The following is a 25601-nucleotide window of genomic DNA, read 5'->3' as shown; positions in this document are numbered from 1 at the left end:
CCGGCGGAACTCGCGGTAGCGAGGCAGGGCGCCGGCAACCGGTGACTTCCCAGCGTGGGTCAGGACGTGGGGTCAGGCCTGTTGCATGGCGCGTTGCGCCTTCGCGGAGGCGGTACGCGCGCCTATCGAATCGGTGAGGCGGTCGAGCACCACCGCCAGGATCACCACGGCGATGCCGCCCTCGAAGCCCGCGCCGACCTGGACCCGGGCGAGCGCCGTCATGATCACCTCACCGAGCCCGCCGGCGCCGACCATTCCGGCGATGACGACCATCGACAGGGCCAGCATGATGACCTGGTTGACGCCGGTCATGATGGTCGGCAGGGCCAGTGGCAGTTTGGTCCGCAGCAGGATCTTCCACGGCGATGCGCCGAACGCCTCGCCGGCCTCGATGACCTCGCGGTCGACCTGGCGCAAGCCCAACTCGGTCAGGCGTACCCCGGGCGGCATGCTGAACACCACGGTGGCCAGCACGCCGGGCACGGCGCCGACGCCGAAGTAGAAGATGGCCGGGATCAGGTAGACGAACGCGGGCATCGTCTGCATCAGGTCCAGCACCGGCCGGACGACCGCCGAGACACGGCGGCTCTCCGCGACGAGAATGCCCAGCGGTACGGCGAGCAACAGGGCGATTCCGCTGGCCACCAGGACCAGCGCCAGCGTACTCATCGTCTGTTCCCAGATCGGCAACCCGGCCACCAGGCCGAGCCCGAGCGTGGTGCCGAGACCGAACTTCCAGCCCCGCAGCCACCAGCCGAGGCCAGCGAAGATCAGTACCATGACGATCGCCGGGGGCGCGGTCAGCAGGTCCACCAGCGGCTCGACAAGCGAATCGACGGCGGAGGCGATGCCGTCGAAGACGGCGGACAGATGATCCCTGGACCAGTCGACGCCGACCTTGAACGCGTCGCCGATCCGCACGTACGGCAGCAGGTCATCGATACTGTCGGCGCTGTTCATGCGGGCTCTCCCGTCAGCCGGGCCGATGGTTCGGCAACCACCTGGGCCGGCACCTCCGCTGTCGGGTCGTTGCTTCCGGTCGGTGCCGCCGTGCCGGCCGCTCCGACGGCCCGGGTCGGGTCAGTGGTCGGCGACGTGCCCACCTCGTCCGCAGGCCCCGGGGTGGCGGTGGCCCCGGCGGTGTCGGTGCTGAGGTTGCCCAGGGCGCTCAGCAGGGTGACCCGCGGAATCACGCCGACGAGCCGCCCGGCGCTGTCGACCACGGCGACCGGTGCCGGGCTCTGGGCGGCGGCGGCGAAGATGTCGGCCACCGGCGTCGTGTCCTCGACCGTGTGGGCGTACTCGGTCGACACGATCTCCTGGAGGTTCTTCCGGGCGTCCCGGACCGCCTGGGTGGCGGCGTCGGCGGTCACGGTGCCCAGGTACCGCTTGTCCCGGCCGGTGACGTAGACGGCCGACGTCTGGGTCTCGCGCAGCACCCGGGCGGCCACGCGTGGGCCGGAGTTGACGTCCACGACGCCGAGCGGTCGCTCCATGACCGCCGACGCGGTGAGGATCCTGGTCCGGTCGACGTCGGCGACGAACTGGGCGACGTAGTCGTTTGACGGGTCGGTGAGGATCTCCTCGGCGGTGCCGATCTGAACGATCCGACCAGCACGCATGACCGCGATGCGATCGCCGAGGCGCATCGCCTCGTTGAGGTCGTGCGTGATGAACACGATCGTCTTGCCGAGTTCGGCCTGTAGCCCGAGCAACTGGTCCTGCACCTCGCGGCGGATCAGCGGATCGAGCGCGGAGAACGCCTCGTCCATGAGCATGATGTCGGTGCCGGCGGCGAGCGCGCGGGCCAGGCCGACGCGCTGGCGCATGCCGCCGGAGAGTTCCTGCGGCAGCTTGTCCGCTGAGCCGTCGAGTCCGACCATCCGGAGCGCCTGCAGCGCCTTCTCCCGGCGCTCGGCGCGCGGCAGGCCCGCGATCTCCAGCGCGTAGCCGGCGTTGTCCAACACCGACCGGTGTGGCTGGAGCGCGAAGTGCTGGAAGACCATGCTGATCTTCTCGCGGCGCAGCTTCCGTAGCGCGGCGGGCTTGAGCTTGGTGATGTCGACCCCGTCGATCTCGACCGTGCCGTGCGTGGGGGAGAGCAGCCCGTTGAGCATCCGGATCAGGGTGGACTTCCCCGAGCCGGACAGGCCCATGACCACGAAGATCTCGCCGCGTCTGACCTCGAAGTTCGCGTCGACGACCGCGGCCGTGACCGGTAGTCCTGCCAGCTTGTCGTCCCGGCCTGCGCTGTTGCGGAGAATCTCCGCCGCCTTGTCGGCGCGGCTCCCGTAGACCTTGTAGAGGGATTTCACTCTGAGTGCGGACACGGTCTCCATTCCAATGGGCATGGGGTACGCGGGCAGCTTTCTTGGGCATCGCACGAAGGCGCGCTGCTATCGACACCAGGTGTTGCCGTGGGCCTGCCGAAGTCACGACAGCCCAGGTAAGCGAGGCTCGACCCTACCCGAGATTCTTCTGTGCACGGCTACCCCGATGCCCGGCCCGGTGTCGCCTCGTGGCAACGATGTGCAGTGATGGATGTCGATGCAATTTTGGTTGTTCATTGGCAACCGACGCGCAATTCTGGTAACGAGGATCGGGGTGCCGACCAGACCTCCGACCTTGCGACACTCCGGACGTAAGCGCATATACCGACGCCGACCCGATCTTGTTCTGCCGCCGTTACCGTCCGAATGAGTCATCTGCCCGGGTTGGCGCCAGGCGTCCGCCGAGGCTGGTGGTGCCGTTTTCGTCGCTGACAGCGCAGCATTTATGCGGTGTGGTCTGCGCCTCGGTCCGTCGGTTCGTCTCGCGCCCGTCGTATCTGGCCGGCTTGGACATTTGCGAGATCTACATGGAATCTCCATGGGACCGAGACGGAATCTCCATGACATCTACACGGGTCCGCCGGGCTGATTCCGCCGATGGCGGAACCGGAAATCGATGAATCTCGACCAGCGTCGGAATGGTGGCTCCGGCACGCCCCGGGGTGACGTCGGTGTCGGACCGCGGCCGGGTCAGCCGGCGTCGGCGAGGGCAGCGCGCAGCACGCCCGCGCCGGCCGGCGTCTCCTGTTCCCGGTTCGCCGGATCGGCGGAGTAGATGACCCCGTAGGCGGGGGTGTCCGGCTGGAAGCGCCAGCTGTCGGCGAGCGGGCCCCCGTCCACCGTGTCGTAGCCGATCCGATCCAGGAACTCGGTCACGGTTGCCTTGGCCGCCGGGTCGTCGCCGGCGATTGGCAGCGCGCTGCGGTCGGCGGCGACGCCGGGTCGGGCCAGGGTGAGCAGGTGCTTGAAGAAGATGTTGTTGAACGCCTTCACCACGTGGGCCTGCGGCAGGTGGCGTTGCAGCAGTTCGCTGCTGGTGGCGCTGCCCTCGTCCAGTTCGGGGATCTGGCCGTCCCGCTGCGGGTAGTAGTTGTTGGTGTCGATGACGACCTTGCCGGCCAACGGCTCGGCCGGTACGGACCGGTACGACTTGAGCGGAATGGTGACCACCACCAGGTCACCGGCGCGAGCCGCGGCGTCGACGGTGCCGGCGCTCGCCTGCGGCCCCAGCTCGTCGACCAGGTCGGTCAGGGTCTCCGGTCCGCGTGAGTTGCTCAACACCACGTCGTAGCCGGCGTTCACGGCCAGCCGTGCCAGGGTTCCTCCGATGTGCCCGCTGCCGATCAACCCCACCGTCGCCATACCTCACCCCTCCACCGCGCTGGCCTGCCCCGAACCTGCCTCGCTTCGCCGTTCCACCCACCCGGCTCGTCGATCATGCAGTTCTTGTCGGTCCAAAAGGTGCGAAAGCCAGAAAAAGCCGACCACAACTGCAAGATCGACGAGCTGGGGGTGGGGGTAGGGGTGGGCTGGGGGTGGGGTGGGTTACGCGGGGAGGTTCTTGTCGATGGTGGCGCGGAGGGTGGGGTCGTCGGGGGTGACGGTGGGGGCGAAGCGGGCGGCGACGGAGCCGTCGGGAGCGACGAGGAACTTCTCGAAGTTCCACCGGAGGTCGCCGGTGTGACCGTCGGCGTCGGCGGTGTCCACCAGGGCCGCGTACAGGGGGTGGCGTTCGGGGCCGTTCACGTCGACCTTCTCCGTGATCGGGAAGGTCACCCCGTAGTTGACCTGGCAGAACTCGCTGATCTCCGCCGCGCTGCCGGGCTCCTGGCCGGCGAACTGGTTGCACGGCACGCCGAGCACGGTGAGTCCACGGTCGGCGTACTCGTCCTGGAGGGTCTGTAGGCCCGCGTACTGCGGGGTGAGGCCGCAGCGCGAGGCGACGTTGACGATCAACAGGGCGCGTCCGCGGTACTGCGCGAGGTCGGCCGGGCCACCGGCGAGGGCACCGATCGGAATGTCGAAGACGGTCATGCCCGGAGGCTACCGCCGCAACGGTGGGCGCGGGCGATGCGGGTAGTGGTGAAGTTACCGATCGGTACCCGACCCCTGACCGGCGGTGACGCCGGGAGAAGTCCAATCTGGCCTCCTCGCCCAATCGATACATGGACATCTTGACGAAGTGGTGGCGTGTGAGTAGCGTCTCCTCATCCTTTTGGAAAGTTTCCTAACTGTTTGGAGACGCCACATGAAGAGATCGCTTCGCCGAGCCCTCTGGGTCGGCGCCGTGGTCGCGGTGACCGTCGCCACGGTCCCGATGGCCTCGGCGTTCGGCGCCGGAAGCGTGACCGCCTCGTTCACCCGGGTGTCGGACTGGGGTACGGGTCACGAAACGCGGGTCACCATCACCAACGGGTCGGACGCCAGCGTCAGCACCTGGCGCATCGAGTTCGAGCTGCCCTCAGGCACCAGCATCGGCAGCTACTGGGACGCCGACGTCACCCGCAACGGCAACCGCTATGTGGCGGTCAAGAAGAGCTGGGCCGGTGCGCTGGCCCCGGGCGCCTCCTTCAGCTGGGGCTACAACGGAACCGGCGCGTACCGGGCGCCGCTGAACTGCACCATCAACGGCGCGTCGTGCGGCGGCGGCACCACGCCGCCGACCACCACCGCACCGCCCACCACGACCCCACCCACGACCACGCCACCCACGACCACCCCGCCGACGACCACGCCCCCGACCACCACGCCGCCGAACCCGGGTGCACAGAAGGTGGTCGGCTACTTCGCCCAGTGGGGCGTCTACGCCCGCAACTATCACGTGCGGAACATCCACACCAGCGGCTCAGCCGCGAAGCTGACCCACATCCTGTACGCCTTCGGCAACACCACGGGCGGCCGGTGCACCATCGGGGACAGCTACGCCGACTACGAGAAGGCGTACACCGCGGCGGAGAGTGTCGACGGCGTCGCCGACACCTGGGACCAGCCGCTGCGTGGCAGTTTCAACCAGCTGCGCAAGCTCAAGAAGATGTACCCGCACCTCAAGGTGATCTGGTCGTTCGGTGGCTGGACCTGGTCCGGCGGCTTCACCCAGGCCGCGCAGAACCCGACCGCCTTCGCCGAGAGCTGCTACAACCTGGTCGAGGACCCGCGTTGGGCCGACGTCTTCGACGGCATCGACATCGACTGGGAGTACCCCAACGCCTGTGGCCTGACCTGTGACGCCAGCGGCCCGAACGCGTTCAAGAACGTGGCCAGCGCGCTGCGCGCCCGGTTCGGCGCGAACAACCTGGTCACCGCCGCGATCACCGCCGACGGCAGCAACGGCGGCAAGATCGACGCCACCGACTACGCCGGTGCCGCCACGCACCTCAACTGGATCATGCCGATGACGTACGACTACTTCGGCGCCTTCAACGCGCAGGGCCCCACCGCCCCGCACTCGCCGCTGTACTCGTACTCGGGCATCCCGCAGCAGGGCTTCTGGTCCGATGCGGCGATCCAGAAGCTCAAGAGCAAGGGCATCCCGGCCAACAAGCTGCTGCTCGGCGTCGGCTTCTACGGCCGTGGCTGGACCGGGGTCACCCAGTCCACGCCGGGCGGCACCGCGACCGGGCCGGCGCCGGGCACCTACGAGCAGGGCATCGAGGACTACAAGGTGCTCAAGAACACCTGCCCGGCCACCGGCACTGTCGCCGGCACGGCGTACGCGAAGTGCGGCAGCAACTGGTGGAGCTACGACACCCCGTCGACCATCGGCGGCAAGATGACGTACGCCAAGAACCAGGGCCTCGGTGGCGCCTTCTTCTGGGAGCTCTCCGGTGACACCAGCAACGGTGAGCTGATCAGCGCCATCAAGGGCGGCCTCGGCTGAGCCGACGGTCGACGCACCACCCACACGACGGGGAGGGGCCCCGCACCGGCCCCTCCCCGTCCGCTGTGCCCGGGGTCGATCTCGATGCCCGGACGGTGGTGTGACAGACTCGCCGCTCGACCGTGTCTCGATGTCCGGCGTCGAGGGAGGTGACGATGCGGGTCAGGAACCGGCGTCCGGCGAGCGTCATCGCGCTGCTCGCCACCGTGCCTCTCGCGCTCGTCGGCTGCGGGCTCGTCGGCGGTGAGCCCGAGGCGGAGCAACCGGGACGGGCACCGGCCGAGGAGGCCACCCTGAAGTCCCGCGAGCGGGTCCAGGCATATCTCGACGCGATGACCGCCAAGGACGTGGCGGCCGGGCGCAGCCAACTCTGCGCGGTGCTGCACGAGGCGTTCGACGCCGCCGCCACCGAGGCGAACGGAGACTTCGCCGACCACTTCGAGGTGTCCAAGTCCGAGATCACCGACATCCGGCCCGGTCCGTCCGGGCAGGAGGTCAGCACCGCGATCACGGTGACCGTCGGCAAGAAGAAGGCGACCCGCCCGCTGCTGTTCACCGTCACTCGCGACGGGCTCGACTGGTGCATCTCCGACGAGCGGCCGGGCGCACACAGTCCGGCGCCGGCACCGACGCCCTGACCTGCGTCGCCGTCGAGGGTCGTCCATCTGCCGGAACCCGGCCCCTCGCCGATGGCCCGTCCGGCTGGTCGCCGTACGCTGAATACCATGCGCCATGAGTGGCATCAGTTGAGTCATCCGGCAGTGGGCAGCCCGGTGCTGCAGACCAGCCGCCCGACCGTCGACTCCGCCGAGGACGAGGCTCTCGGCCTGGACCGCTGGCGACAGCTGCCGCGTGCCCAGACTCCGCCCTGGCCCGATGCGGCCCAGGTCGCCGAGGTCTGCAAGGTGCTCGACACCGTGCCGTCGGTGGTCGCTCCGTACGAGGTCGATCAGTTGCGTCAGCGTCTGGCGTTGGTCTGCGAGGGCAAGGCGTTCCTGCTCCAGGGCGGTGACTGCGCGGAGACCTTCGCCGACAACACCGAGAGCCACCTGCTGGCCAACGCCCGCACGCTGCTGCAGATGGCCATCGTGCTGACCTATGGCGCGTCGTTGCCGGTGGTGAAGGTGGCCCGGGTGGCCGGGCAGTACACCAAGCCCCGGTCGCTGCCGACCGACGCGCGGGGCCTGCCGGCCTACCGCGGCGACATGATCAACTCGCTGGAGGCCACGCCGGAGGCGCGGGTCGCCGACCCGCAGCGCATGATCAGGGCGTACGCGAACTCGGCCGCCGCCATGAACATGTTGCGGGCGTACCTGGCCGGTGGGCTGGCCGATCTGCACGCGGTGCACGACTGGAACAAGGGCTTCGTGCGCAACTCGCCGGCCGGTGAGCGGTACGAGGCGATCGCCCGGGAGATCGACCGGGCCCTGGCGTTCATCCGCGCCTGCGGGATGACCGAGGACGACGCGTTGCGTACGGTCACCCTGTACTGCTCGCACGAGGCTCTCGCGCTGGAGTACGACCGGGCGTTGACCCGGGTTTCCGGTGGCCGGCCGTACGGGCTCTCCGGGCACTTCCTCTGGATCGGTGAGCGCACCCGGCAGATCAACGGCGCGCACATCGACTTCATCTCCCGCATCGCCAACCCGATCGGGGTCAAGCTCGGCCCGACCACCACCCCGGACGAGGCGATCGAGCTGTGCGAGAAGCTGAACCCGGACAACATCCCCGGCCGGCTCACCCTGATCAGCCGGATGGGCAACCACAAGGTTCGCGACGCGTTGCCGCCGATCGTGGCCAAAGTGACCGCCGCGGGAGCCAAGGTGGTGTGGCAGTGCGACCCGATGCACGGCAACACCCACGAGTCGTCAAACGGCTACAAGACGCGCCACTTCGATCGGATCGTCGATGAGGTGCTGGGCTACTTCGAGGTGCACCGTGGCCTGGAGACCCACCCCGGCGGTCTGCATGTCGAGTTGACCGGCGAGGACGTCACCGAGTGCCTCGGCGGCGCTCAGGGAATCGCCGACCTTGACCTGCCCGACCGTTACGAGACCGCCTGCGACCCCCGGCTGAACACCCAGCAGTCGCTGGAGCTGGCCTTCCTCGTCGCGGAGATGCTGCGTGGCTGACGCGAGGAGTGACTGTGGCTGACCTGATCGACCTGCGGTCGGACACGGTGACCCGTCCCACGGCCGCGATGCGGCAGGCCATGGCCAGCGCCGAGGTGGGTGACGACGTCTACGGCGAGGACCCCACGGTGCAGGCCCTGGAGGTCGAGGTCGCCGCGATGTTCGGGCACGAGGCGGCGTTGTTCTGCCCGAGCGGGTCGATGGCCAACCAGATCGCCCTGCAACTGCTGGTGCCGCCCGGCTCCGAGCTGCTCTGCGATGCCGACGCGCACGTGGTCACGTACGAGATGGGGGCTGCCGCCGCGTACGGCGGGGTCACCTCACGGACCTGGCCTGCGGTGGGTGCCCAGCTCGACCCCGACGTGATCGCCGGCATGGTGCGTCCCGACGGCTACTGGGCGGTGCCCACCCGGGCGATCGCGGTGGAGCAGACCCACAACCGTGGCGGCGGCGGGGTGATTCCCCTCGATTCGCTGCGCGAGCTGCGCCGGGTCGCGGACGCCGGGCGGTTGGCGCTGCACTGCGACGGTGCTCGGATCTGGCACGCGCACGTCGCCGACGGGGTGCCCCTGGCCACCTACGGCGCGTTGTTCGACACCCTGTCGGTCTGCCTGTCCAAGGGGCTCGGTGCGCCGGTCGGCTCACTGGTCGTCGGCGCTGCCGACCGGATCGAACGGGGTCGGGTGATCCGCAAGCGGATGGGTGGTGGGATGCGTCAGGCGGGCATCCTGGCCGCCGCCGGTCGGCACGCCCTGGCTCACCACATCGGCCGGCTGGCGGCCGATCATGCGAAGGCGGCCCGACTGGCGGAGGCGGTCGCCCCGTTCGGGGTGCTGGCCGCCACGGTACGCACCAACATCGTTCCACTGGATCTGACCAAGGCCCCGCTGGATGCGCCGACGCTGGCCGCCGCCGCCCGCGCCGAGGGCGTACTGATCTCGGTGCTCGGTCCCCGCACGGCCCGCCTGGTCACCCACCTGGACGTCACCGACAGCCAGGTCGCCCGAGCCGCCGCCGCCCTCACCCACATCTTCCGCCGCTGACCCCCGCCCGCCCCGACCCGCCACCTCCGTTGATTCGGCGGCGATCTCGATCTCGGTGAGGGCTGCCAACCTCACGATCAACGGGGCGAAGAAGCCAGGCGTGGGGACGTTAGGGGCGGGGGAGAAGGCGGCGGAGGGTGGTGATGTCGGCGGCGTGGCCCTCGTGACGTTCGGTGGGGGTTTCCACCAGGATCGGGACACCTGCGGTGGCGGGGTGACGCATCAGCTCGGCGAAGGCGGGCTCGCCGATCATGCCCTTGCCGATGTTCTCGTGCCGGTCCCGGGTGGAACCGCACAGGTCCTTCGAGTCGTTCGCGTGCACCAGCCGCAGCCGGTCCGCACCGACCGTGGTCACCAGAGCGTCAAGCGTCGCGGTCATCCCGCCCTCGGCGGCCAGGTCGTGCCCGGCCGCCCAGGCGTGGCAGGTGTCGAAGCAGACCCCGAGCTGCGGATGCCGGTCGACCGCGTCGAGGTACGGGCCGAGCTGCTCCACCCGGCAGGCCAGTGACCGGCCGCCGCCGGCGCTCGGCTCGACCAGCAGCATCGGGCCGCCCGTGTCGGCGGCCGAGTCGAGCAGCGGCAGCAGCGACTCGCGTACCTGCCGCATGGCCGCGTCGGCGTGCCCGGCGTCCACCGCACTGCCGGCGTGGAAGACCACCCCGCGCGCGCCGATCGCGGTACCTCGGCGCAGCGCGTGCGCCAGGCTCTGAGTCGACCGCTCGACCGTTGCCTCGGTCGGTGAACCGAGGTTTACCAGTAGCGACGCGTGGATGTAGACGGCGACCCCGCGTTCGGCGCAGCCGTCCCGGAACAGCGCGTCCTGCACCGGATCGCCGGCCGGCATCGCCCAGCCCCGGGAGTTGCCGACGTAGACCTGCGCCACCTCGGAGCCGGCCGCGTCGACGTACGGCAGCGCCGCCTTGGCCAGCCCGCCCGAGGCGGGCGTGTGTGAACCGATCGGCCGGTGCCCGGCGTCCGGCGTCGGCATCAGAAGCATCCGATGGTGATCTGGGTCCCGGGCGCGACCTGGGCGTTCTCGTTCGGGTTCTGGAAGCGGGTGACGGCGTTCGGGTTGAACTGCACCGCCACCGGGAAGCCCTGGCTCTCCAGCACCTGCTTGGCCTGCTGACAGGGCAGGTCGACGACGCGCGGCACGGTCACCAGCGGCGGGCCCTCGCTGACCTCCAGCCGGATCTGGGCACCCTTTTCCACGCCGCCGCCAGCGGCCGGGCTCTGCCCGATCACCTCGTCACGCGGCTTGTCGGACTCCTTGCGCGTCGGCTCCACCAGCACCAGTCCGAGCTGCGCGATCTGGTTACGGGCGTCGTTGAGGTTCTTGCCGACCAGGTTCGGCACGGTGATCGGGGCCCGGCCCTTGCTGAGGATGACGGTGATCTCGTCGCCCGGCTTGACCTCTTCGCCCGCCTTCGGGTTGGTGGCCACCACGATGCCCTCCGGCAGGCTGTCGTCGTACCGGGCGGTGCCCTTAACCACCTCTAGCTGGGCGCTGAGCAGGTCGGCCTCGGCCAGCGCGAACTCCTTGCCGACCACGTCCGGCAGCTCGAAGCGCTCCGGCCCGAGCGACAGGGTGAGGGTGATGGTGCCGCCCTTGACGATCCGGGCGGACGAGGCGGGATCCTGGTCCAGCACGCCGTCGCGGGGGATCTGGTCGTCGTACCGAGGGTCGGCGTAGACCACCTCGAAGCCGGCCTGGGATGCCTGTGCCTCCGCCTCGGCCTTGGTCATGCTCACCAGCTGCGGCGCGGTGGTGTACCGACCGACGCCGAACCACCAGCCACCGAGCGCGGCCACCAACCCGAGCACCACGACCACGGCCGCGACGGCGAGACGTCCGCCGCCCTGGCCGGTCAGCCGGGCGCCCAGCCCGGCCAGTCGGGCACGCAGATCGTCACCGCCGCTCGGCGTCGCCCGACGCCGACCGCGAGCGGGCGGGCCATCTTCCGGCAGCCGGGCCCAGGTCGGTCGCTCGGCCGGACGTACGGGCGCGACCACCATCGTCGGTTGCGACACGGCCGGGCCGTCGGTCACCGGAGCGATCAGAGCGGTGTGGCTGTTCGGGCTGCCCAGCCCGTCCCGGGCCACCTGCACCTCGGCCAGCAGCGTGCCGGCATCGGCGGGACGGGCCGACGGATCGCGACGGGTGGCGCGGGCGACCAGGTCGTCGAGCACCCTCGGCAGGCCCGGCACCAGCGTCGATGGTGCGGGGACGTCCCGGTCGACGTGCTGCCAGGCGATGTCGATCGGCCGGTCACCGTCGTACGGAACCCGGCCGGTGAGCATCTCGAACAGCACGATGCCCGTCGAGTAGACGTCGGTGCGGGCATCGGCCCGGCCGTCGGTCACCAGCTCCGGGGCGACGTACGCCACGGTGGCCATCAACTGGTTTCCGCTGTCGTGGTCGGTGCTCGCCTCGACGGCACGGGCCAGCCCGAAGTCGGTCACCTTGACCACGCTGTCGACGAGGTTGGCCGGACCGCCGCTGGGTGCCTCCGCGACCAGCACGTTCTCCGGTTTCACATCGCGGTGCACCAGGCCGGCCCGGTGGGCGGCGCCGATGGCCGCGAGCATCTGCTCGGTGATGGCCAGTGCCTCGTCCGGGTTGAGCCGCCGCCGCTCGGCCAGCACCTCGCGCAGGGTGCGGCCGCGGACGTACTCCATGACCAGGTAGGGCCGCCCGGCGTGGGTCCCCTGGTCGTAGACCGCCACCACGTTGGGGTGGGTGAGGCGGGCGATGGTCTTGGCCTCGTCGGTGAACCGGTCGACGAAGCTGGGCCGGCCGGCCTGGCCGGGCGTTCCCTGTGCGGAATGGATGATCTTGACAGCGACGGTGCGTTCGAGCCGCTCGTCGGTGGCGGTGTACACGGTCGCCATGCCGCCACGGGCCACGCGACCGCGAATGCGGTAGCGCCCGTCGATCAGCGAGCCCAGCAACGTGTCGGCGACCTGTGTGTCCATCAGCAGGCAGTCTATGTGTCGGGGGGACGAAGGTTGAACAGGATGCTACCGACAGGCTTCCCAGCTTGGGTCCGGCGCGCGCGCAGGGTGACGGTCGCCCCTGCTCAGGGTGGTTGTCGGGAGGCCGTTGACCGGGCCTGGGGGTGGCGTGGCAGGGTGTTGCGCGTGACCGATTCCGTACCCGCCGAGGGCGGTGCGCCCCTGGCCGGTCCCGCCGACCCGGCGGGCTGGCTGACCCTGCCGGACGTCGCCGAGCGGCTCGACCTGCCGATCAGCAAGGTCCACCAGATGATCCGGGACCGGGAACTGGTCGCGGTCCGCCGCGACGGTGTCCGCCGGATCCCGGCCGACCTGGTGGCCAACCGGACCGTGCTCAAACACCTGCCGGGCGTGCTCACCCTGCTGGCCGACGCCGGCTACGACGACGAGGCCGCACTGCGCTGGCTCTACGAGCCCGACGACACGTTGGCCGGTGGCACCCCCGCGTCCGCCCTCGGCGGCGATCAGGCCCGTGAGGTCAAGCGTCGCGCCCAGGCCCTGGGCTTCTGAGGGGAGTCAGTCGGCGCGGCGGGTGGCGGCGATGGCCAGGTCCACCAGCGCCTGCCGGGCCTCGGTGTCGAGGTCGACGGCGGTGAGCGCGGCGAGCGCCGCGTCGGTCAGGGTGACGATGCGCTGCTCGGTACGGGCCAGCGCGCCGGTGTCGACGATCACTTCCCGTAGCCGAGCCACCCCGGCGGCGTCCAGCTCGCCATCGCCGAGGCCACCGAGCAGCAGCGCGCGACCGGTGTCGTCGGCCACCTCCAGGGCCGCCGCCACCAGGTAGGTCCGCTTGCCCTCGCGCAGGTCGTCGCCGGCCGGCTTGCCGGTCTGCGCCGGGTCGCCGAAGACACCCAGCACATCGTCACGCAGCTGGAAAGCCTCACCCAACGGCAGGCCGTACGCCGAGTAGGCGATGCGTACGTCGGCGGGGGCGTCGGCCAGCGCCGCGCCGATCAGCAGTGGCCGCTCCACGGTGTACTTGGCCGACTTGTACCGGGCGACCTTGCCGGCCCGTTCCAGCGAGGTGTCGCCGGTGGCCTGGGTCAGCACGTCGAGGTACTGCCCGATGGTGACCTCGGTGCGCATCTCGTCGAAGTCCGGTCGGGCGCGGGCCACCGTCCGGGGGTCGAGTCCGGCGGAGTGCAGCAGCTCGTCGGACCAGACCAGGCACAGGTCACCCAGCAGGATCGCCGCGGCGTCACCGAAGCCGTCCGGGTCGCCACCCCAGCCGGCGCCGCGGTGCCGGTTGGCGAACCGCCGGTGCACCGCGGGCTCACCCCGTCGGGTGTCCGAGCGGTCCATCAGGTCGTCGTGGATCAGGGCGCTGGCCTGCACGAACTCGAGCGCGGCGAGGGCGGTCACCACCGGGTCGGTGTCCACCCCGCCGGCACCCCGGTAGCCCCAGTAGGCGAAGGCCGGCCGCAGCCGCTTGCCGCCACCCAGCACGAACGCCTCGATCGCCTCGGCGACCGGCACCAGGGCGTCGTCGACGTCGGTCATCCAGGCGCGGCGGCCGGCGAGGAATTCCGACAGCGCTTTGTCGACCCGCTGGCGCAGGCTGGCACGGTCGACGGGGGAGACGGGAGCAGCATGGGTCACGTCCCGACGCTAATGGGTCGGGGTGCGCCGGCACGACCCACCCGCCCTCCGGCGCGTCGGGGCCAACTGCTGGTCGCGGCCGGATCGATGCCCTGCCGGAGGGGCGGGTCGACGATCGAGGCCCTCGGGGCGACGCTCGACGAGCCTGACCCCTGGCGCTCCACCAGCCACCTTGAGCCCTTCGATCAGGACGAAGACTGTCCGCCGTGCTGCGGTTATTCGCTTGTCGTCAATCTGATACCCCGCCAACCAGATCCACCCGTCGTACCTGGTCCAGTCAAGCGTCTTGATCACTCGGAGCGTGATCGGCCGGTAGAACTGTGGGCTCGCGTCCCGGGAGATCCGCAGGAGATCGCCCGACCGAGGTGCGCCGGGTCGAGCGGCGGTTGGTCGGGCGAGGGCTGTGACACCGGGGCCGGCGGGCACGCCCGGCGGGCCGGGCCGCCGTACCGACGGTTGTGGCGGCTGGGCGGGTCGGCCTGGCCGCCGGGCCGGTGGATCTGCCTGCCGGATCAGTGGGTGTGCCGGATTCGATCGACAGGGCGTCCGGCCCGGTGGCCAGCGGGCTCGCCGGCGCCGCGAGCACCAGGGCCAGCCAGCCACGCCAGAACCGGCCCGGCACCCGCACCTGCCGCTCCCACCGAGAAACCTCGTGCCGGCTCAGCGTGGACACTCCGGCGGCGGCGCAGAGTTCTGCCGCGAGGCGGGACTGGCTCCAGCCCTTGGCGAGTCGTAACCGGGCCACCATCGGGCCGAGCGGCGGTCGGCTGGGCGGGGGCTGTGACATCGTGGCCTCCGGGGCGGGTCGGCGTGGCGGTGGCCCGACCCACCCGTACGGGAGATGCCGGTGCGCACCGATCTGCTGTTGACCCCCGCGCGGCCCCCAGGTGCGGACTCGGCCGCATCCGCGCCAGACGTGCACGTTAGCCGGCAGGTGCGACAGTTCCTGAACGCGGCACGCGTCCCCACCGCTGGGAAGCCGGTGGGGGCGTCCGGCCCGGCCCGCTAGAGTCGGTGCGTGGCGCTCGGTCTTCCCTCGGTCCTCCCGAATCCGCAACCGGCGATCGGAGAGCTGGTCCGCGACTGCCAGCCGACCTTCTCCTTCGAGTTCATGCCCCCGAAGACGGAGCAGGGCGAGCGGCAGTTGTGGCAGGCCATCCGCGAGCTGGAGCCCCTGCGTCCGTCCTTCGTCTCGATCACCTACGGTGCCGGCGGCTCGACCCGGGACACCACGGTCGCGGTCACCGAGCGCATCGCCACCGAGACCACCCTGCTGCCGATGGCCCACCTGACGGCGGTCAACCATTCCGTCGCCGAGTTGCGGCACGTGATCGGCCGGCTGGCCGGCGTCGGGGTGCGCAACGTGCTTGTGGTGCGCGGCGACCCGCCGGGCGATCCCACCGGCGAGTGGATCCCGCACCCCGACGGCGTGCACTACGCCGAGGATCTGGTCCGGCTGGTCCGTCACTCCGGCGACTTCAGCGTCGGTGTCGCCGCCTTCCCCTACCGGCATCCGCGCTCGCCGGATGTCGACACCGACACCGAGTACTTCATCCGCAAGTGCCGGGCCGGCGCGGATTTCGCGATCACTCAGATGTTCTTCGACGCTGACGAATATCTTCGGCTACGGGACCGGGTGGCCGCCGCCGGCTGCGACACCCCGATCCTGGCCGGGGTGATGCCGGTGACCCGGATCGGCACCATCGAGCGCTCCGTGCAGCTGTCCGGGGCACCCTTCCCGCCCGCGCTGGCCGCGCGGTTCGAGCGGGTCGCCGACGATCCGGAGGCGGTCCGCCGGCTCGGCATCGAGCAGACCAGCGAGATGTGCCTCCGGTTGCTCGACGAGGGGGTCCCGGGGATCCACTTCATCACCTTCAACCGGTCCACCGCGACCCGGGAGATATGGCAGAACCTGCGGGTGGGCGCCGAGACGTGACACCCGGCGCGCGACACCTCGGCGCTGTCGCGACGGTTGAACCGTGGTGGGCAGACAGCTGAACTGGAACGATTACGCCACGGCGTGGGCCCGGCTGCACGGCGGGTTCGATCCCCGGGCCGCCACTCCCGTGGTGCGTGGCTGGCTGCGCTTCTCCTACCACATCGGATTCCTGCTGGGCCGGCTGCGGGTCGGCCCGACCGCGGTGACGGTGGTCGGGGTGCTGCTCTGTCTCTGCGTACCGCTGCTCGCGGTCCGACCGGGCGACGGGCCGTTCCTGGGCGCGCTGTTCGTGCTGCTCGCCTCGGTGGCCGACAGCGTCGACGGTGCGGTGGCCGTGGCCACCGGCCGCACCACCCGGCTCGGCTACGTCTACGACTCGTTGGCCGACCGGATCGGCGAGGCTGCCTGGCTGGTGGCGTTCTGGCTGGTCGGCGCGCCGGGGGCGCTGGTCGCCGCGGGTGGTGCGCTCTCCTGGCTGCACGAGTACGTCCGGGCCCGGGCGGTCGCCGCCGGGATGCGGGAGATCGGCGCGGTCACCGTGGGGGAGCGGCCCACCCGGGTCTGTGTGGCCGTGGCGGGGCTGCTGTTGGCCGGCCTGAGTGGACTGATCGAGGTGGACCTGGCCGCCGGCACCATCACCATGGCGACCGCGGTCTGGGTGCTGCTCGCCGCCTTCGGGCTGGGACAGCTGCTCTCCGCGGTGCGCCGGGCCCTGATCGACGCCGGCTGAGCTACCAGGCCGGGCCGATCGCCTCGGCGACGATCTGCGCGGAGAGGGTCACCATCGGCAGACCACCGCCGGGATGGCTGGAGCCGCCGACCAGCCAGAGTCCCCGGGCCGGTCCCCGGTTGGCCGGCCGGAGCAGGCCACCGGCCGTACCGTAGATGGTGCCGCCCGGTGCGCCGGTGGCGGCGGCCAGATCGGCCGGGGAGCGCACGTCGCGGAACACCAGCCGGTCGCGTACGTCCACGCCGCGTTCGGCAAGCACGTCGAGGATCCGATCGGCGTACGCCGGGGCCAGCCCCGGCCGACGCCAGTCGATCGCGCCCGGGGCGGTGCCCTGGCGGGCGGCGTTGACCAGCACGAACCACGCCTCGTGCCCGGCCGGGCGGACCGCCGGATCGTTCGCCACGGTGACGAAGACCGTCGGGTCGGCGGCCGGGCGGGCCCGCACCCCCCGTCCCGGGTCACCGAAGACCGCGTCGAACTCGGCGTCGTAGTGGCGCGGGAAGAAGACGTTGTGGTGGGCCAGCCCGGAGTCGCCGCGGACGCCGAGCAGCAGCACGAACCCGGCCAGGCTGCGGTCGGTGAGCCCGGCCAGCCGACGCGCGTCGGGCAGCAGGTCACGGTAGACGCTCAGCGCGTCGACGTTCGCCACCACCACGTCGGCCGGGACCGGAGTGGTCGAGTCGGCGACGCGTACCCCGTGCACCCGCCCGCCCACCGCGTCGATCCGGGTGACCGCGGTGCCGGTGCGCACCACCACCCCCAGGTCCAGGCAGCGCGACAGCAGCGCGTCGGCGAGGGTGCCCAGCCCGCCGCGCAGATACCAGCCGCCGAAGGCCAGCTCGGCGTAGGGGACCGCGACGAGCGCGGCCGGCGCGCGGCGCGGGTCGGCGCCGGTGTAGGTGGCGTACCGGTCCAGCAGCATCCGCAGTCGCGGATCGGAGATCAGGCTGCGACCCAGCCCGCGCAGGCTCTGGCCGGGCCGGATCGCGGCCAGGTCGCCCAGCCGCCAGGCCAACCGGGCCAGGTCGCGGGGCGAGTCGACGCGGCGGCGCAGGATGTCACGCTCGGAAGCCCGCCACACCCGGCCGGCGCGCCGCCACAGCCGCTGCCAGTCGGCGGCGGCCCGGTCGCCGAGGGCCACGCCGATCCGGTCGGTGAACTCGGTCGGGTCGGCGCAGGAGTCGAGCACCGGGCCGCCGCCGGGAAAGACGTGCCGCACGATCGGGTCAAGCGGCACCAGGTCGAGGTACTCGTCGAGCTTCGCCCCGGTCGCCTCGAACAGCTCGTGGAAGACCTGGGGCAGGGTGAGCAGGCTGGGGCCGGTGTCGAAGTGGAACGAGCCCTCGGGAGTGTCCCGGGTGTGCCGGCCGAGTTTGCCGCCGACCTCGTCGGCCCGTTCGAGGACTGTCACCTGGTGTCCGGTGACGGCCAGCCGGGCCGCGGTGGCCAGCCCACCCACCCCGGCGCCGACGACCACGATCCGCGCCATGTCGCGTCCCCCCAGGCTCTAACCCACCGGACGGCCACGCCAGGACAGGCGTCGCCGCTTGCGCAGATGGTACGACCGCAGGGTCAGCCAACCGAGGACCGCGACCGACACGGGATGGCCCAGCGCGTCGGGCCAGGCCCGGCCACCGGTGGCCCGGGCACTGACCATCCGCCCGGCCACCCCCGCCAGGTAGGCGCCCACTGCGACCCCGGCCACCGTCGGCGCACCGGCGAGCAGCGCCGCGACGGCCACCAGCGGCGGCGCGGTGTAGAGCGCCAGCAGCACGGTCAGCACCACGGCTGCGGCGCTCGGGTGCCCGAACGAGGCCCACAACGACTTGGTGTAGCCGTCACGCAGTTGCGGCCAGTCCTCGTACATCCGGCAACTGGCCAGCCGGGAGCCGTCGGCGAGGGCGATCCGGCCGCCGGCCCGCTTCACCGCCCGGCCCAGCTCGATGTCCTCCAGCACCTTGTCGGCGACCGCCGCGTGCCCGCCGGCCCGCAGGTAACCGGTTCGGTCGACGACCAGGAACTGCCCGCCGGCCGCGGCCAGCGACGGTCGCGGCGAACGCTCCATCGCCCGCAGCGGCAGGAAGGTCAGCCACAGCCACTGCAACAGCGGCTGCACCAGCCGGTCGGCCGCCGTCCGCACCACGATCCGTGGGTACGGCGACAGCAGTGTCGCCCCGGCGGCGCGCAGTTCAGTGACCGCCGCCGCCACGGCGTACGGTTCGAGCACCACGTCGGCGTCGACGAAGACCAGTGCGTCGGTCGGGTCCTCGACCCGGGTGGCCAGCTGCCAGCAGGCGTGCGGTTTGCCCAGCCAGCCCGGCGGGGGGTTCACCCCGGTGAGCAGGGTGACCCGGGGGTCGTCGGCGACCACCGCGCGGACCACCTCGGCGGTGCCGTCGACCGAGCCGTCGTCGAGCACCACGACGCGCAGCCGGGGCACTCCCCGCTGGGCGAGCAGGGCGCGCAGGCACGGGGTGACCCGGTCGGCCTCGTCGCGCAGCGGCAGCAGCACCGCCACCGTCTCGCTGATCTCCACCGGCCGGTCGGTCGGCCGGCGCAGCCAGCGGCCCGCGTTGACCACGGTGTGCGCGGTCAGCACGGTGACACCGAGCAGCAGAACCAGCGCGGCGATCATGCCGCCACGTCGACCGGGGAGCGTGGCGAACCGGTGGCCCGGTCGCGGGTCCGCCGGGCCCGCAGCAGGGTGACGGCCAGCGGTACGGCGACCACCGCCATGCCGGCCGCGCCCCACACCGCCGAGGCGGGCAGGTCGAGGAAGACAGCGTGGGCGAGCACGCTGGAGCCGTACGTCCACAGGTAGAGCGCGTACATCGGCTGGTCGCCGGTGCCGGTGGTGGCCACGCTGGGCCCGGCGAGCGGGCGCAGCGCGGTCATCATCAGCACCGCGAACAGCAGCCAGCCCAGGTAGTTGCTGACCGGGATGCCGGGCAACCCGGGCAGGGCCGGCGTGGCATCCCGCCATACCCAGTGCCCCTCGGCCACCATCTGCGGGTCGAGGAAGAGATCCCAGGCGGCCAACCCGACGGTGGCCAGCGCGATGCGGCCGGGCCAGCGCCACCGACCGGACGACCCGCCGGTGAGCCGGGTGGCCGCCAACCAGGCCGGCCAGGCCATCCAGGTCCAGGCCAGCGGGATGATCAGCGGTACGCCGGCCAGTTTCGGGCCGAGTTGGCCTGAGTAGTCGTAGCTGCCGAACGGGAAGCCGGTGGTCACGCCGAGCGCCTCGATGGCGAACCCGCCGCCGGTGGCCACCGCGACAAGCGCCGTCGCCGCCCGTGGCCCCCGGGTGACCAGGGCGTGACCGACCGAGAGCAGGTAGCCGAGCACGACGGTGGCCACGGTCAGCCGGGCCCGGGTGACTCCGCCGGTCAGCGGGTAGCAGATCTGCGCCAGTACCAGCAGGGCCAGCAACGTCCAGGCGTAGCCGCGGGCGGGTGCGCGTGCGGTCATGACCGGGTGGGCGGTGGGGTCGGCATCGATGGCGGTGGTGTCGGTCCCGGCGCGGGCAGCGGCAGATCCCGGCCGAGCACCCCGAACGGGCGTTCGTCGCCGGGGAAACGGAAGTCGCGCAGCACGTCGACGAAGCCGAACCGGCGGTACAGCCGCCAGGCGCGCGAGGTCTGCTCGTCGGCCTCCGGAGTGGACAGCAGGGTGGTGGCGTTCTCGGCCATGGTGAGCAGGGCCCGCAGTTGCCCGGCGCCCAGCCCGTGCCCCTGGGCCGGTGGCCGCACGTGCAACTCGACCACCTCGAAGCAGTCGGTCAGCCAGCGCCGCCGGGTGGGCTGGTCCAGTGCCCGCCAGACCTGGTCGTGCCACCACTGTCCGGCGGCGCCGACGTAGCCGTACCCGAACCCGGCCAGGTGGCCGGAGCTGGTGAGGCTGGCCACGGCGCGGAAGCCGGGCCGACGTACGTGGGTGGCGATGTAGCCGCGGCGGGCCTCCAGCAGGTCGGCGCGGTAACCCATCGCCTCGCCGTAGACGGCCACCACGTCGTCCAGTCGCCGGAGGAGATCGTCAGGTGTCCACCGCACCAACCTCATGCCCGTTCACCCTTCGCCGGGTCACCGTCGTCGGTGACCCACCCCAGTACCGTCCGGTCGCCGACCACGTCCCGCACCTCGAATCGGGCGAAGAGTTCCTCCGCGTACCACCGCTGGGTCTCCGTCCGGGTGATCGCGGCCCGGTGCTGCGGGTGACGGTACGCGAACGCCACGAGATCCGCCGGATCACGCCACACGCTCACCGTGCCCTGCCAGCCCAGGGGCGCCTCGCCGACGCCGAAGCGGGCCAGCAGCCCCGGTGCGGCGTGCAGGGCCGCGGCCACCGGCGGGACCGCCCGCCAGAAGGTGAGCGCCCGGGTCGGACGTAGCCGCGCCCGGGTCAGCGCCAGCACCGGACCGGTGACCCGGCCACCGGCGGGCGCACCGAACGGCCGCCGGCCGGACCACTCACCCCGGCTGGTCAACGGTCGCAGGTCGAGCCGGACGCCCGCGCGGGCGAGACCGGACCAGGCCCGCGCCACCGGCGAGTCGGCGAACCGGGCGGCCGCGGCGGGGGAGTCCCAGACCGTCAGCGCCGCCCACCGGGTCAGGTCCGCGTCGCCGGGCCCGAAGCCGGTGCCGGTCCCGGTGCCGAGCAGCTTGCCGAACCGTACGCCGGGCAGGGCACGCAGCCGGCGCGGGTCGACCGCCATCCGGGGCAGCGCCCGGCCCACGGCGGCCGGCGCGATCCGCCACACGTGCAGGGTGACCAGCTCGGGGACGCTCTCCGGGTGCCTCACGCCGCCACCTCGCTGCGCTCGCCGCCGGCACGGGGCACCACTGTGCTGTGCCTGATGGTTCGCTCGCTTCGCTCGTTCACGCCACGTCGGTCGGGGTCCCGCCGGTGACCCGGAGTAGTTCGGCGTACGTGGTGGGGAAGACCGCCTGCGGTACGCCGCCGGCGGCCCAGATCTCGTCGTACTTGTCCAGGGCGGTGTCGACGAGCGTGCGCAGCGGCTGCGGGTGGCCCACCGGGGCGACCCCGCCGATCACCTGCCCGGTGTGTTCCTTGACGAACTGCGGGGTGGCCCGGCGCAGCCGGGTGACGGCGAGCCGGGTGGCCAGCGCGGTGGTGTCCACCCGGTGCGCGCCGGAGGTGAGCACCAGCAGCGGGGCCCCGTCGGCGTCGAAGACGAGCGAGTTGGCGATGGCGCCGACGTCGACGCCGAGCGCCTCGGCAGCCGCGGCGGCGGTGTGTACGGCGTCGGGCAGCAGGCGGACCGTGGCGGGCGCGTCGGAGCCGTTCCGGGCGTTCGCGGCATCGAGCGCGTCCTGCACCGCCCGGACGTTCGGGTGTGACTGCATGCCGCCATTCTTCCCGGTACGCGGACCGCCCGCGCCACCGGCCACGTCACCCCGGGAGTCGGCGCGCAGCGATCACCAGATCGTCCCCGGGTTGCCGCATCTCGCGGTATCCGGTGCCGGTGAAGCCGCGAGTCGCGGCGTCCTGCGCGACGCTGCCGATCCGAGCGATGTTGTTGGCGCGTCACACGTTGCGTTTTCGTCGGTGGGAGGGTGTACTGTCAGCAGCAGTTAGAACGAGTGTTCGATTGCCTCGAACGTTCGTTCCAACCCCTCTCGGGGGCGGGTGTTTCGCGGCACCGGCTTCCGACAGGTGCGGTGCCGCGGACCGCACCTGGGCTCCGGGCAGTCGCGAGTCCGGGCCCGTCAGGCAGGCCGTCGTCCGCCGCCCAACGACCCCCGGGCGGCGGACGACGGACCCGCCGGTACGCCGGCCGGGTGTGGTGTGGGGAAGCTCCGCACCCGGCCGGCCACCCACCTGGTGCGTCTTCCTCCGCACCGACCGTCGCGGGTTGCCGCGTCGACGGCTCCACTCCGTCGCGCGCCTGCCCGCCCCGGCTCATCTGGAGGAGACCATGCCGACCAGTCCGGCTCAGGCGCCGACGGTGCCCGCGAACGTGCTGCCGCACCGTACTCCCGTCCAGTTGCTCGCGGTGGCCCGGCAGGGGCTCGCCGAGGCCGCCCGGACCGGCCCCGATGGCCTCCGGTATGCCGCCGCACATCTCGCAGCCCTGCGTGCCGCCGCGGCGGTGCTCGCCGCCCGCGCCCGTCCCGCGCCCACCCGACGCCACCGGATCACCAGCGTCTGGGTCCTGCTCGCCAGTGTCGCCCCCGAGCTCGACGAGTGGGCCGGCTACTTCGCCCTCGGCGCCGGCAAACGAGCCGCCGCCGAGGCCGGTATTCCCCGGGTGGTGACCGCCCGGGAGGCCGATGACCTGCTCCGCGCCGCCGAGGAGTTCGTGACGGTGGTGGAGGCGGCACTCGGCCTGGCGCACCAGCCGGCGATCGACGGTCTCGCCGCCTGAGCCGCGGCGTCCGGCCACCGTTGGCGGGACCCTAGGGTGGCCGGACGCCGCCCCGCCACACACACGTTCTTCTGATCCACGACAGCACCATCCACGGGCCGGATGTCCGTGGCGATGACGGGGGAGGTCCGATGGCGGGCCGCATGGTGGTCGGTTCCGCAGCGCTGGCCGGGCTGGTCCGCCCGGCCAGCGCACCCGACCCGGCGGGTGGGCACCGGGTACTGCCCGTGCGGCCCGAGTTGACCGGGTTGCTGCCCAACCGGGGGCTGCGGCGCGGCAGCACCATCGCGGTCGGTGGCGGGCAGACCCGACCCAGCGGCACCACCTCGTTGTTGCTCGCGCTGCTCGCCGAGGCGTCCCGCGCCGGATCCTGGTGCGCCGTGGTCGGGATGCCGACCTTCGGGGCCGGGGCGGCAGCCGAGGCCGGCCTCGTCCTGGACCGGCTCGCCCTGGTGCCGCAGCCCGGTCCGGAGTGGCCCACCGTCGTCGCCGCGCTCATCGACGGGGTCGACGTGGTGGTCACCGCGGTCCCGTCCACCGTCTCCGCCTCCGTCGCCGACCGGTTGGCCGCACGGGCCCGGCAACGCGGCAGCGTGCTGGTGCCGTACGGCCGGTGGGACGGCGCGGACGTGACGCTCCAGGTGGTCCGTGGGATCTGGCAGGGGCTCGGGTCGGGGCGGGGGCGGTTGCGTCGCCGGGAGGTGACCATCTCGGCTCGCGGGCGGGGCGCCGCCGCCCGACCCCGGGAGGCCAAGGTCTGGTTGCCCGGTGACGAGCTGACCCGGGTCGTCCCCGGCCCGGCCGCCGCCGCTCGGTCGGGTGCCACGCGTCTGCGGGTGGTGGCGGGCCGTGGATGAACCGGTCCGGACACTGCTGCTGTGGTGCCCGGACTGGCCGGTACTCGCCGCCGAGATCGTCGACGGGGTGCCCGCCACCGGGTCGGTCGCGGTGCTGCACGCCAACCGGGTGATCGCCTGTTCCGAGCGAGCCCGCGCCGAGGGGGTACGCCGAGGGTTGCGTCGGCGGGAGGCACAGGGACGCTGCCCCGGGCTCACCGTCGTCGACCACGATCCGGGGCGGGACGCCCGGGCGTTCGAGCCGGTGGTGGCCGCTGTCGAGGAGGTGGCGGTCGGGGTCGAGGTGATCCGCCCGGGGGCCTGCGCGTTGGCCGCCCGGGGGCCGAGCCGCTATCTGGGTGGTGAGGAGGCGGCCGCCGAGCGAATCGTCGAGCACGTCGCCCTCAGCTGCGCGGTGGAGAGCCAGGTCGGTGTCGCCGCCGGGGTCTTCGCCGCCGGCCTGGCCGCCCGTGAGGGGCGGATCGTGCCGCCCGGCGGGACACCGGAATTCCTGGCCGGTCAGCCCGTCGAGGCGCTCGGCCGCCCCGCCCTGGCCGACCTGCTGCGCCGGCTGGGGGTGCGTACGCTCGGCGACTTCGCCGCGCTGCCCGCCGGCGACGTGCTGGCCCGGTTCGGCTTCGACGGGGCGCTGGCCCATCGGCTGGCCGCCGGACGGGACGACCGGCCGCTCGCGGCGCGGCGCCCACCGGTCGACCTGACGGTCACCGCCGACCTGGACGAGCCGATCGACCGGATCGACGTGGCGGCCTTCGCGGCCCGGACACTGGCCGAGCAGCTGCACGAACGGCTCGCCGGACACGGACTGGCCTGCACCCGCCTGGGCATCGAGGCGGTAACCGCGCACGGCCAGGAACTGCACCGGGTCTGGCGGCACGACGGGCTGCTCACCGCGGCGGCGATCGCCGACCGGGTCCGCTGGCAACTGGACGGCTGGCTCTCCGGTGCCCGTCGCGGCGGTGACCGGCCGGCCCGTCCCACTGCCGGGATCGTCCGGCTGCGGCTGCTGCCGGACGGGGTGCTGGCCCAGGCCGGCCTGCAACCCGGGCTGTGGGGGGAGACCGGCGCGGAACGCGAGCGGGCACACCGTGCGCTGAGCCGGGTGCAGGGCCTGCTCGGTCCCGAGGCGGTGGTCACCGCGGTGCTCGGTGGCGGGCGGTCCCCGGCCGACCAGACCCGGCTGGTGCCCTGGGGCGACGAACGACTCCCGGCCCGTCCCGGTGGACGGCGGGTGGGTTCCGGGCCGGCGGTACCGCCCTGGCCGGGGCGACTACCGCCGCCCTCGCCGGCCGTGGTGCTGCCCAGCCCGCTCGCCGCCAGCGTGCTCGACGCCACCGGCGCGCCGGTCGTGGTGAGCGCCCGGCTGGCGGTGAGCGCCCCACCGGCCCGACTGAGCATCGGCACGATGCCGCCGCAGCTCGCCGGCCCCACTCCCGCCCCGGGTTCCGCCCCTTCGGCCACCCCCTCTTCGGCCGCTGCCCTCCGTGGTGGCACGGTCGGGTGGGTCGAGATCGTCGGTTGGGCCGGTCCGTGGCCGGTCGACGAGCGGTGGTGGGCCCCGGCCGAGGCCCGCCGTCGAGCCCGGTTCCAGGTCCGCCTCGCCGACGGCACCGCCCTGCTGCTCGCCGTCGAGTCCGGCCGGTGGCTCGTGGAGGCGATCTATGACTGACGGGGCACCCGGGCCGGCGGGCTTC

Annotated in this window: 24 protein-coding genes; 10 read left to right on the top strand and 14 right to left on the bottom strand. The window is 72.4% G+C overall.

Features of this window, described 5'->3' with window-relative positions:
* Window positions 1-72: 72 nt before the first annotated feature.
* From ACN26Z_RS23250 to ACN26Z_RS23235, 4 genes are all read right to left on the bottom strand, one after another.
* The gene (locus ACN26Z_RS23250) at window positions 73-960 is read right to left on the bottom strand and encodes an ABC transporter permease (protein WP_093401190.1); all 888 of its coding nucleotides are present in this window, start codon (window positions 958-960) and stop codon (window positions 73-75) included.
* Window positions 957-2339, bottom strand: coding sequence for a quaternary amine ABC transporter ATP-binding protein (locus ACN26Z_RS23245; protein WP_421463424.1), 1383 nt, complete (start codon window positions 2337-2339; stop codon window positions 957-959). The genes ACN26Z_RS23250 and ACN26Z_RS23245 overlap by 4 nt, the downstream gene beginning before the upstream one ends.
* 681 nt (window positions 2340-3020) lie before the next feature.
* Window positions 3021-3692: an NADPH-dependent F420 reductase gene (locus tag ACN26Z_RS23240; RefSeq protein WP_421463423.1), complete on the bottom strand. Its 672-nt coding sequence runs from the start codon at window positions 3690-3692 to the stop codon at window positions 3021-3023.
* A gap of 183 nt (window positions 3693-3875) precedes the next feature.
* Window positions 3876-4364 (bottom strand): glutathione peroxidase, encoded by a 489-nt coding sequence (locus tag ACN26Z_RS23235; protein ID WP_421463422.1) that lies wholly within the window; start codon window positions 4362-4364, stop codon window positions 3876-3878.
* 214 nt (window positions 4365-4578) lie between these two features.
* Here ACN26Z_RS23235 and ACN26Z_RS23230 point away from each other — a divergent pair, with 214 nt between their 5' ends.
* The 4 genes from ACN26Z_RS23230 to ACN26Z_RS23215 all read left to right on the top strand — a co-directional run bounded on the left by ACN26Z_RS23230 (window position 4579) and on the right by ACN26Z_RS23215 (window position 9382).
* Window positions 4579-6207 carry a glycosyl hydrolase family 18 protein gene (locus tag ACN26Z_RS23230; protein WP_282237396.1) on the top strand — a complete coding sequence of 543 codons (1629 nt, stop codon included), beginning with the start codon at window positions 4579-4581 and terminating at the stop codon, window positions 6205-6207.
* A gap of 155 nt (window positions 6208-6362) precedes the next feature.
* A complete protein-coding gene (locus ACN26Z_RS23225) occupies window positions 6363-6845 on the top strand; it encodes a hypothetical protein (RefSeq protein ID WP_421463421.1) in 483 nt (160 codons plus the stop codon).
* 87 nt (window positions 6846-6932) lie between these two features.
* The gene (locus ACN26Z_RS23220; protein ID WP_093401186.1) at window positions 6933-8339 is read left to right on the top strand and encodes a class II 3-deoxy-7-phosphoheptulonate synthase; all 1407 of its coding nucleotides are present in this window, start codon (window positions 6933-6935) and stop codon (window positions 8337-8339) included.
* Window positions 8340-8353: 14 nt separating this feature from the next.
* A complete protein-coding gene (locus tag ACN26Z_RS23215) occupies window positions 8354-9382 on the top strand; it encodes a threonine aldolase family protein (protein WP_421463420.1) in 1029 nt (342 codons plus the stop codon).
* A gap of 109 nt (window positions 9383-9491) precedes the next feature.
* Here ACN26Z_RS23215 and ACN26Z_RS23210 read toward each other — a convergent pair whose 3' ends face one another.
* Complete coding sequence (locus ACN26Z_RS23210; RefSeq protein WP_396885835.1) at window positions 9492-10370, bottom strand: deoxyribonuclease IV; 879 nt, start codon at window positions 10368-10370, stop codon at window positions 9492-9494.
* On the bottom strand, window positions 10370-12358 hold the full coding sequence (gene pknB / locus ACN26Z_RS23205) for a Stk1 family PASTA domain-containing Ser/Thr kinase (RefSeq protein ID WP_421463419.1): 1989 nt from the start codon (window positions 12356-12358) through the stop codon (window positions 10370-10372). Before pknB ends, ACN26Z_RS23210 begins: the two co-directional genes overlap by 1 nt.
* Before the next feature lie 165 nt (window positions 12359-12523).
* Here pknB and ACN26Z_RS23200 point away from each other — a divergent pair, with 165 nt between their 5' ends.
* On the top strand, window positions 12524-12907 hold the full coding sequence (locus ACN26Z_RS23200; RefSeq protein WP_282237401.1) for an Rv2175c family DNA-binding protein: 384 nt from the start codon (window positions 12524-12526) through the stop codon (window positions 12905-12907).
* Window positions 12908-12913: 6 nt separating this feature from the next.
* Here the strand turns inward: ACN26Z_RS23200 and ACN26Z_RS23195 are convergent, their stop codons facing one another.
* Together ACN26Z_RS23195 and ACN26Z_RS23190 are read right to left on the bottom strand one after the other, a co-directional pair.
* On the bottom strand, window positions 12914-13996 hold the full coding sequence (locus tag ACN26Z_RS23195) for a polyprenyl synthetase family protein (protein WP_093401181.1): 1083 nt from the start codon (window positions 13994-13996) through the stop codon (window positions 12914-12916).
* A 277-nt stretch (window positions 13997-14273) separates the two neighbouring features.
* Window positions 14274-14783, bottom strand: coding sequence for a helix-turn-helix domain-containing protein (locus tag ACN26Z_RS23190; protein ID WP_421463418.1), 510 nt, complete (start codon window positions 14781-14783; stop codon window positions 14274-14276).
* Between the two features lie 231 nt (window positions 14784-15014).
* Between ACN26Z_RS23190 and metF the strand changes: the two genes are divergently transcribed.
* Together metF and ACN26Z_RS23180 are read left to right on the top strand one after the other, a co-directional pair.
* The gene (metF, locus tag ACN26Z_RS23185; RefSeq protein ID WP_093401180.1) at window positions 15015-15932 is read left to right on the top strand and encodes a methylenetetrahydrofolate reductase [NAD(P)H]; all 918 of its coding nucleotides are present in this window, start codon (window positions 15015-15017) and stop codon (window positions 15930-15932) included.
* A gap of 43 nt (window positions 15933-15975) precedes the next feature.
* Window positions 15976-16665 (top strand): CDP-alcohol phosphatidyltransferase family protein, encoded by a 690-nt coding sequence (locus tag ACN26Z_RS23180; RefSeq protein ID WP_093401179.1) that lies wholly within the window; start codon window positions 15976-15978, stop codon window positions 16663-16665.
* Between the two features lies 1 nt (window position 16666).
* Here the strand turns inward: ACN26Z_RS23180 and ACN26Z_RS23175 are convergent, their stop codons facing one another.
* The 6 genes from ACN26Z_RS23175 to ACN26Z_RS23150 all read right to left on the bottom strand — a co-directional run bounded on the left by ACN26Z_RS23175 (window position 16667) and on the right by ACN26Z_RS23150 (window position 22031).
* The gene (locus ACN26Z_RS23175; RefSeq protein WP_421463417.1) at window positions 16667-18154 is read right to left on the bottom strand and encodes a phytoene desaturase family protein; all 1488 of its coding nucleotides are present in this window, start codon (window positions 18152-18154) and stop codon (window positions 16667-16669) included.
* An 18-nt stretch (window positions 18155-18172) separates the two neighbouring features.
* A complete protein-coding gene (locus tag ACN26Z_RS23170) occupies window positions 18173-19300 on the bottom strand; it encodes a glycosyltransferase (RefSeq protein ID WP_421463416.1) in 1128 nt (375 codons plus the stop codon).
* On the bottom strand, window positions 19297-20136 hold the full coding sequence (locus tag ACN26Z_RS23165; protein ID WP_421463415.1) for a carotenoid biosynthesis protein: 840 nt from the start codon (window positions 20134-20136) through the stop codon (window positions 19297-19299). Before ACN26Z_RS23165 ends, ACN26Z_RS23170 begins: the two co-directional genes overlap by 4 nt.
* On the bottom strand, window positions 20133-20726 hold the full coding sequence (locus ACN26Z_RS23160) for a GNAT family N-acetyltransferase (RefSeq protein WP_282237406.1): 594 nt from the start codon (window positions 20724-20726) through the stop codon (window positions 20133-20135). Before ACN26Z_RS23160 ends, ACN26Z_RS23165 begins: the two co-directional genes overlap by 4 nt.
* Complete coding sequence (locus ACN26Z_RS23155) at window positions 20723-21466, bottom strand: monooxygenase (RefSeq protein ID WP_282237407.1); 744 nt, start codon at window positions 21464-21466, stop codon at window positions 20723-20725. The genes ACN26Z_RS23160 and ACN26Z_RS23155 overlap by 4 nt, the downstream gene beginning before the upstream one ends.
* Before the next feature lie 76 nt (window positions 21467-21542).
* The gene (locus ACN26Z_RS23150; RefSeq protein ID WP_093401558.1) at window positions 21543-22031 is read right to left on the bottom strand and encodes a YbaK/EbsC family protein; all 489 of its coding nucleotides are present in this window, start codon (window positions 22029-22031) and stop codon (window positions 21543-21545) included.
* Between the two features lie 572 nt (window positions 22032-22603).
* Between ACN26Z_RS23150 and ACN26Z_RS23145 the strand changes: the two genes are divergently transcribed.
* The 3 genes from ACN26Z_RS23145 (at window position 22604) to ACN26Z_RS23135 (ending at window position 25576) form a co-directional block, all read left to right on the top strand.
* Window positions 22604-23053 (top strand): SAV_6107 family HEPN domain-containing protein, encoded by a 450-nt coding sequence (locus tag ACN26Z_RS23145; protein WP_093401173.1) that lies wholly within the window; start codon window positions 22604-22606, stop codon window positions 23051-23053.
* A gap of 131 nt (window positions 23054-23184) precedes the next feature.
* Entirely contained in the window at window positions 23185-23910 is a 726-nt protein-coding gene (locus ACN26Z_RS23140; RefSeq protein WP_421463414.1) for a hypothetical protein, read from the top strand.
* The gene (locus ACN26Z_RS23135; protein ID WP_421463413.1) at window positions 23903-25576 is read left to right on the top strand and encodes a DNA polymerase Y family protein; all 1674 of its coding nucleotides are present in this window, start codon (window positions 23903-23905) and stop codon (window positions 25574-25576) included. Before ACN26Z_RS23140 ends, ACN26Z_RS23135 begins: the two co-directional genes overlap by 8 nt.
* The last annotated feature ends 25 nt before the right edge of the window (window positions 25577-25601 follow it).

This window comes from Verrucosispora sp. WMMD703, assembly GCF_049178935.1.
GTDB lineage: Bacteria > Actinomycetota > Actinomycetes > Mycobacteriales > Micromonosporaceae > Micromonospora > Micromonospora sediminimaris.
This window is presented reverse-complemented; position numbering and strand designations above follow the sequence as displayed.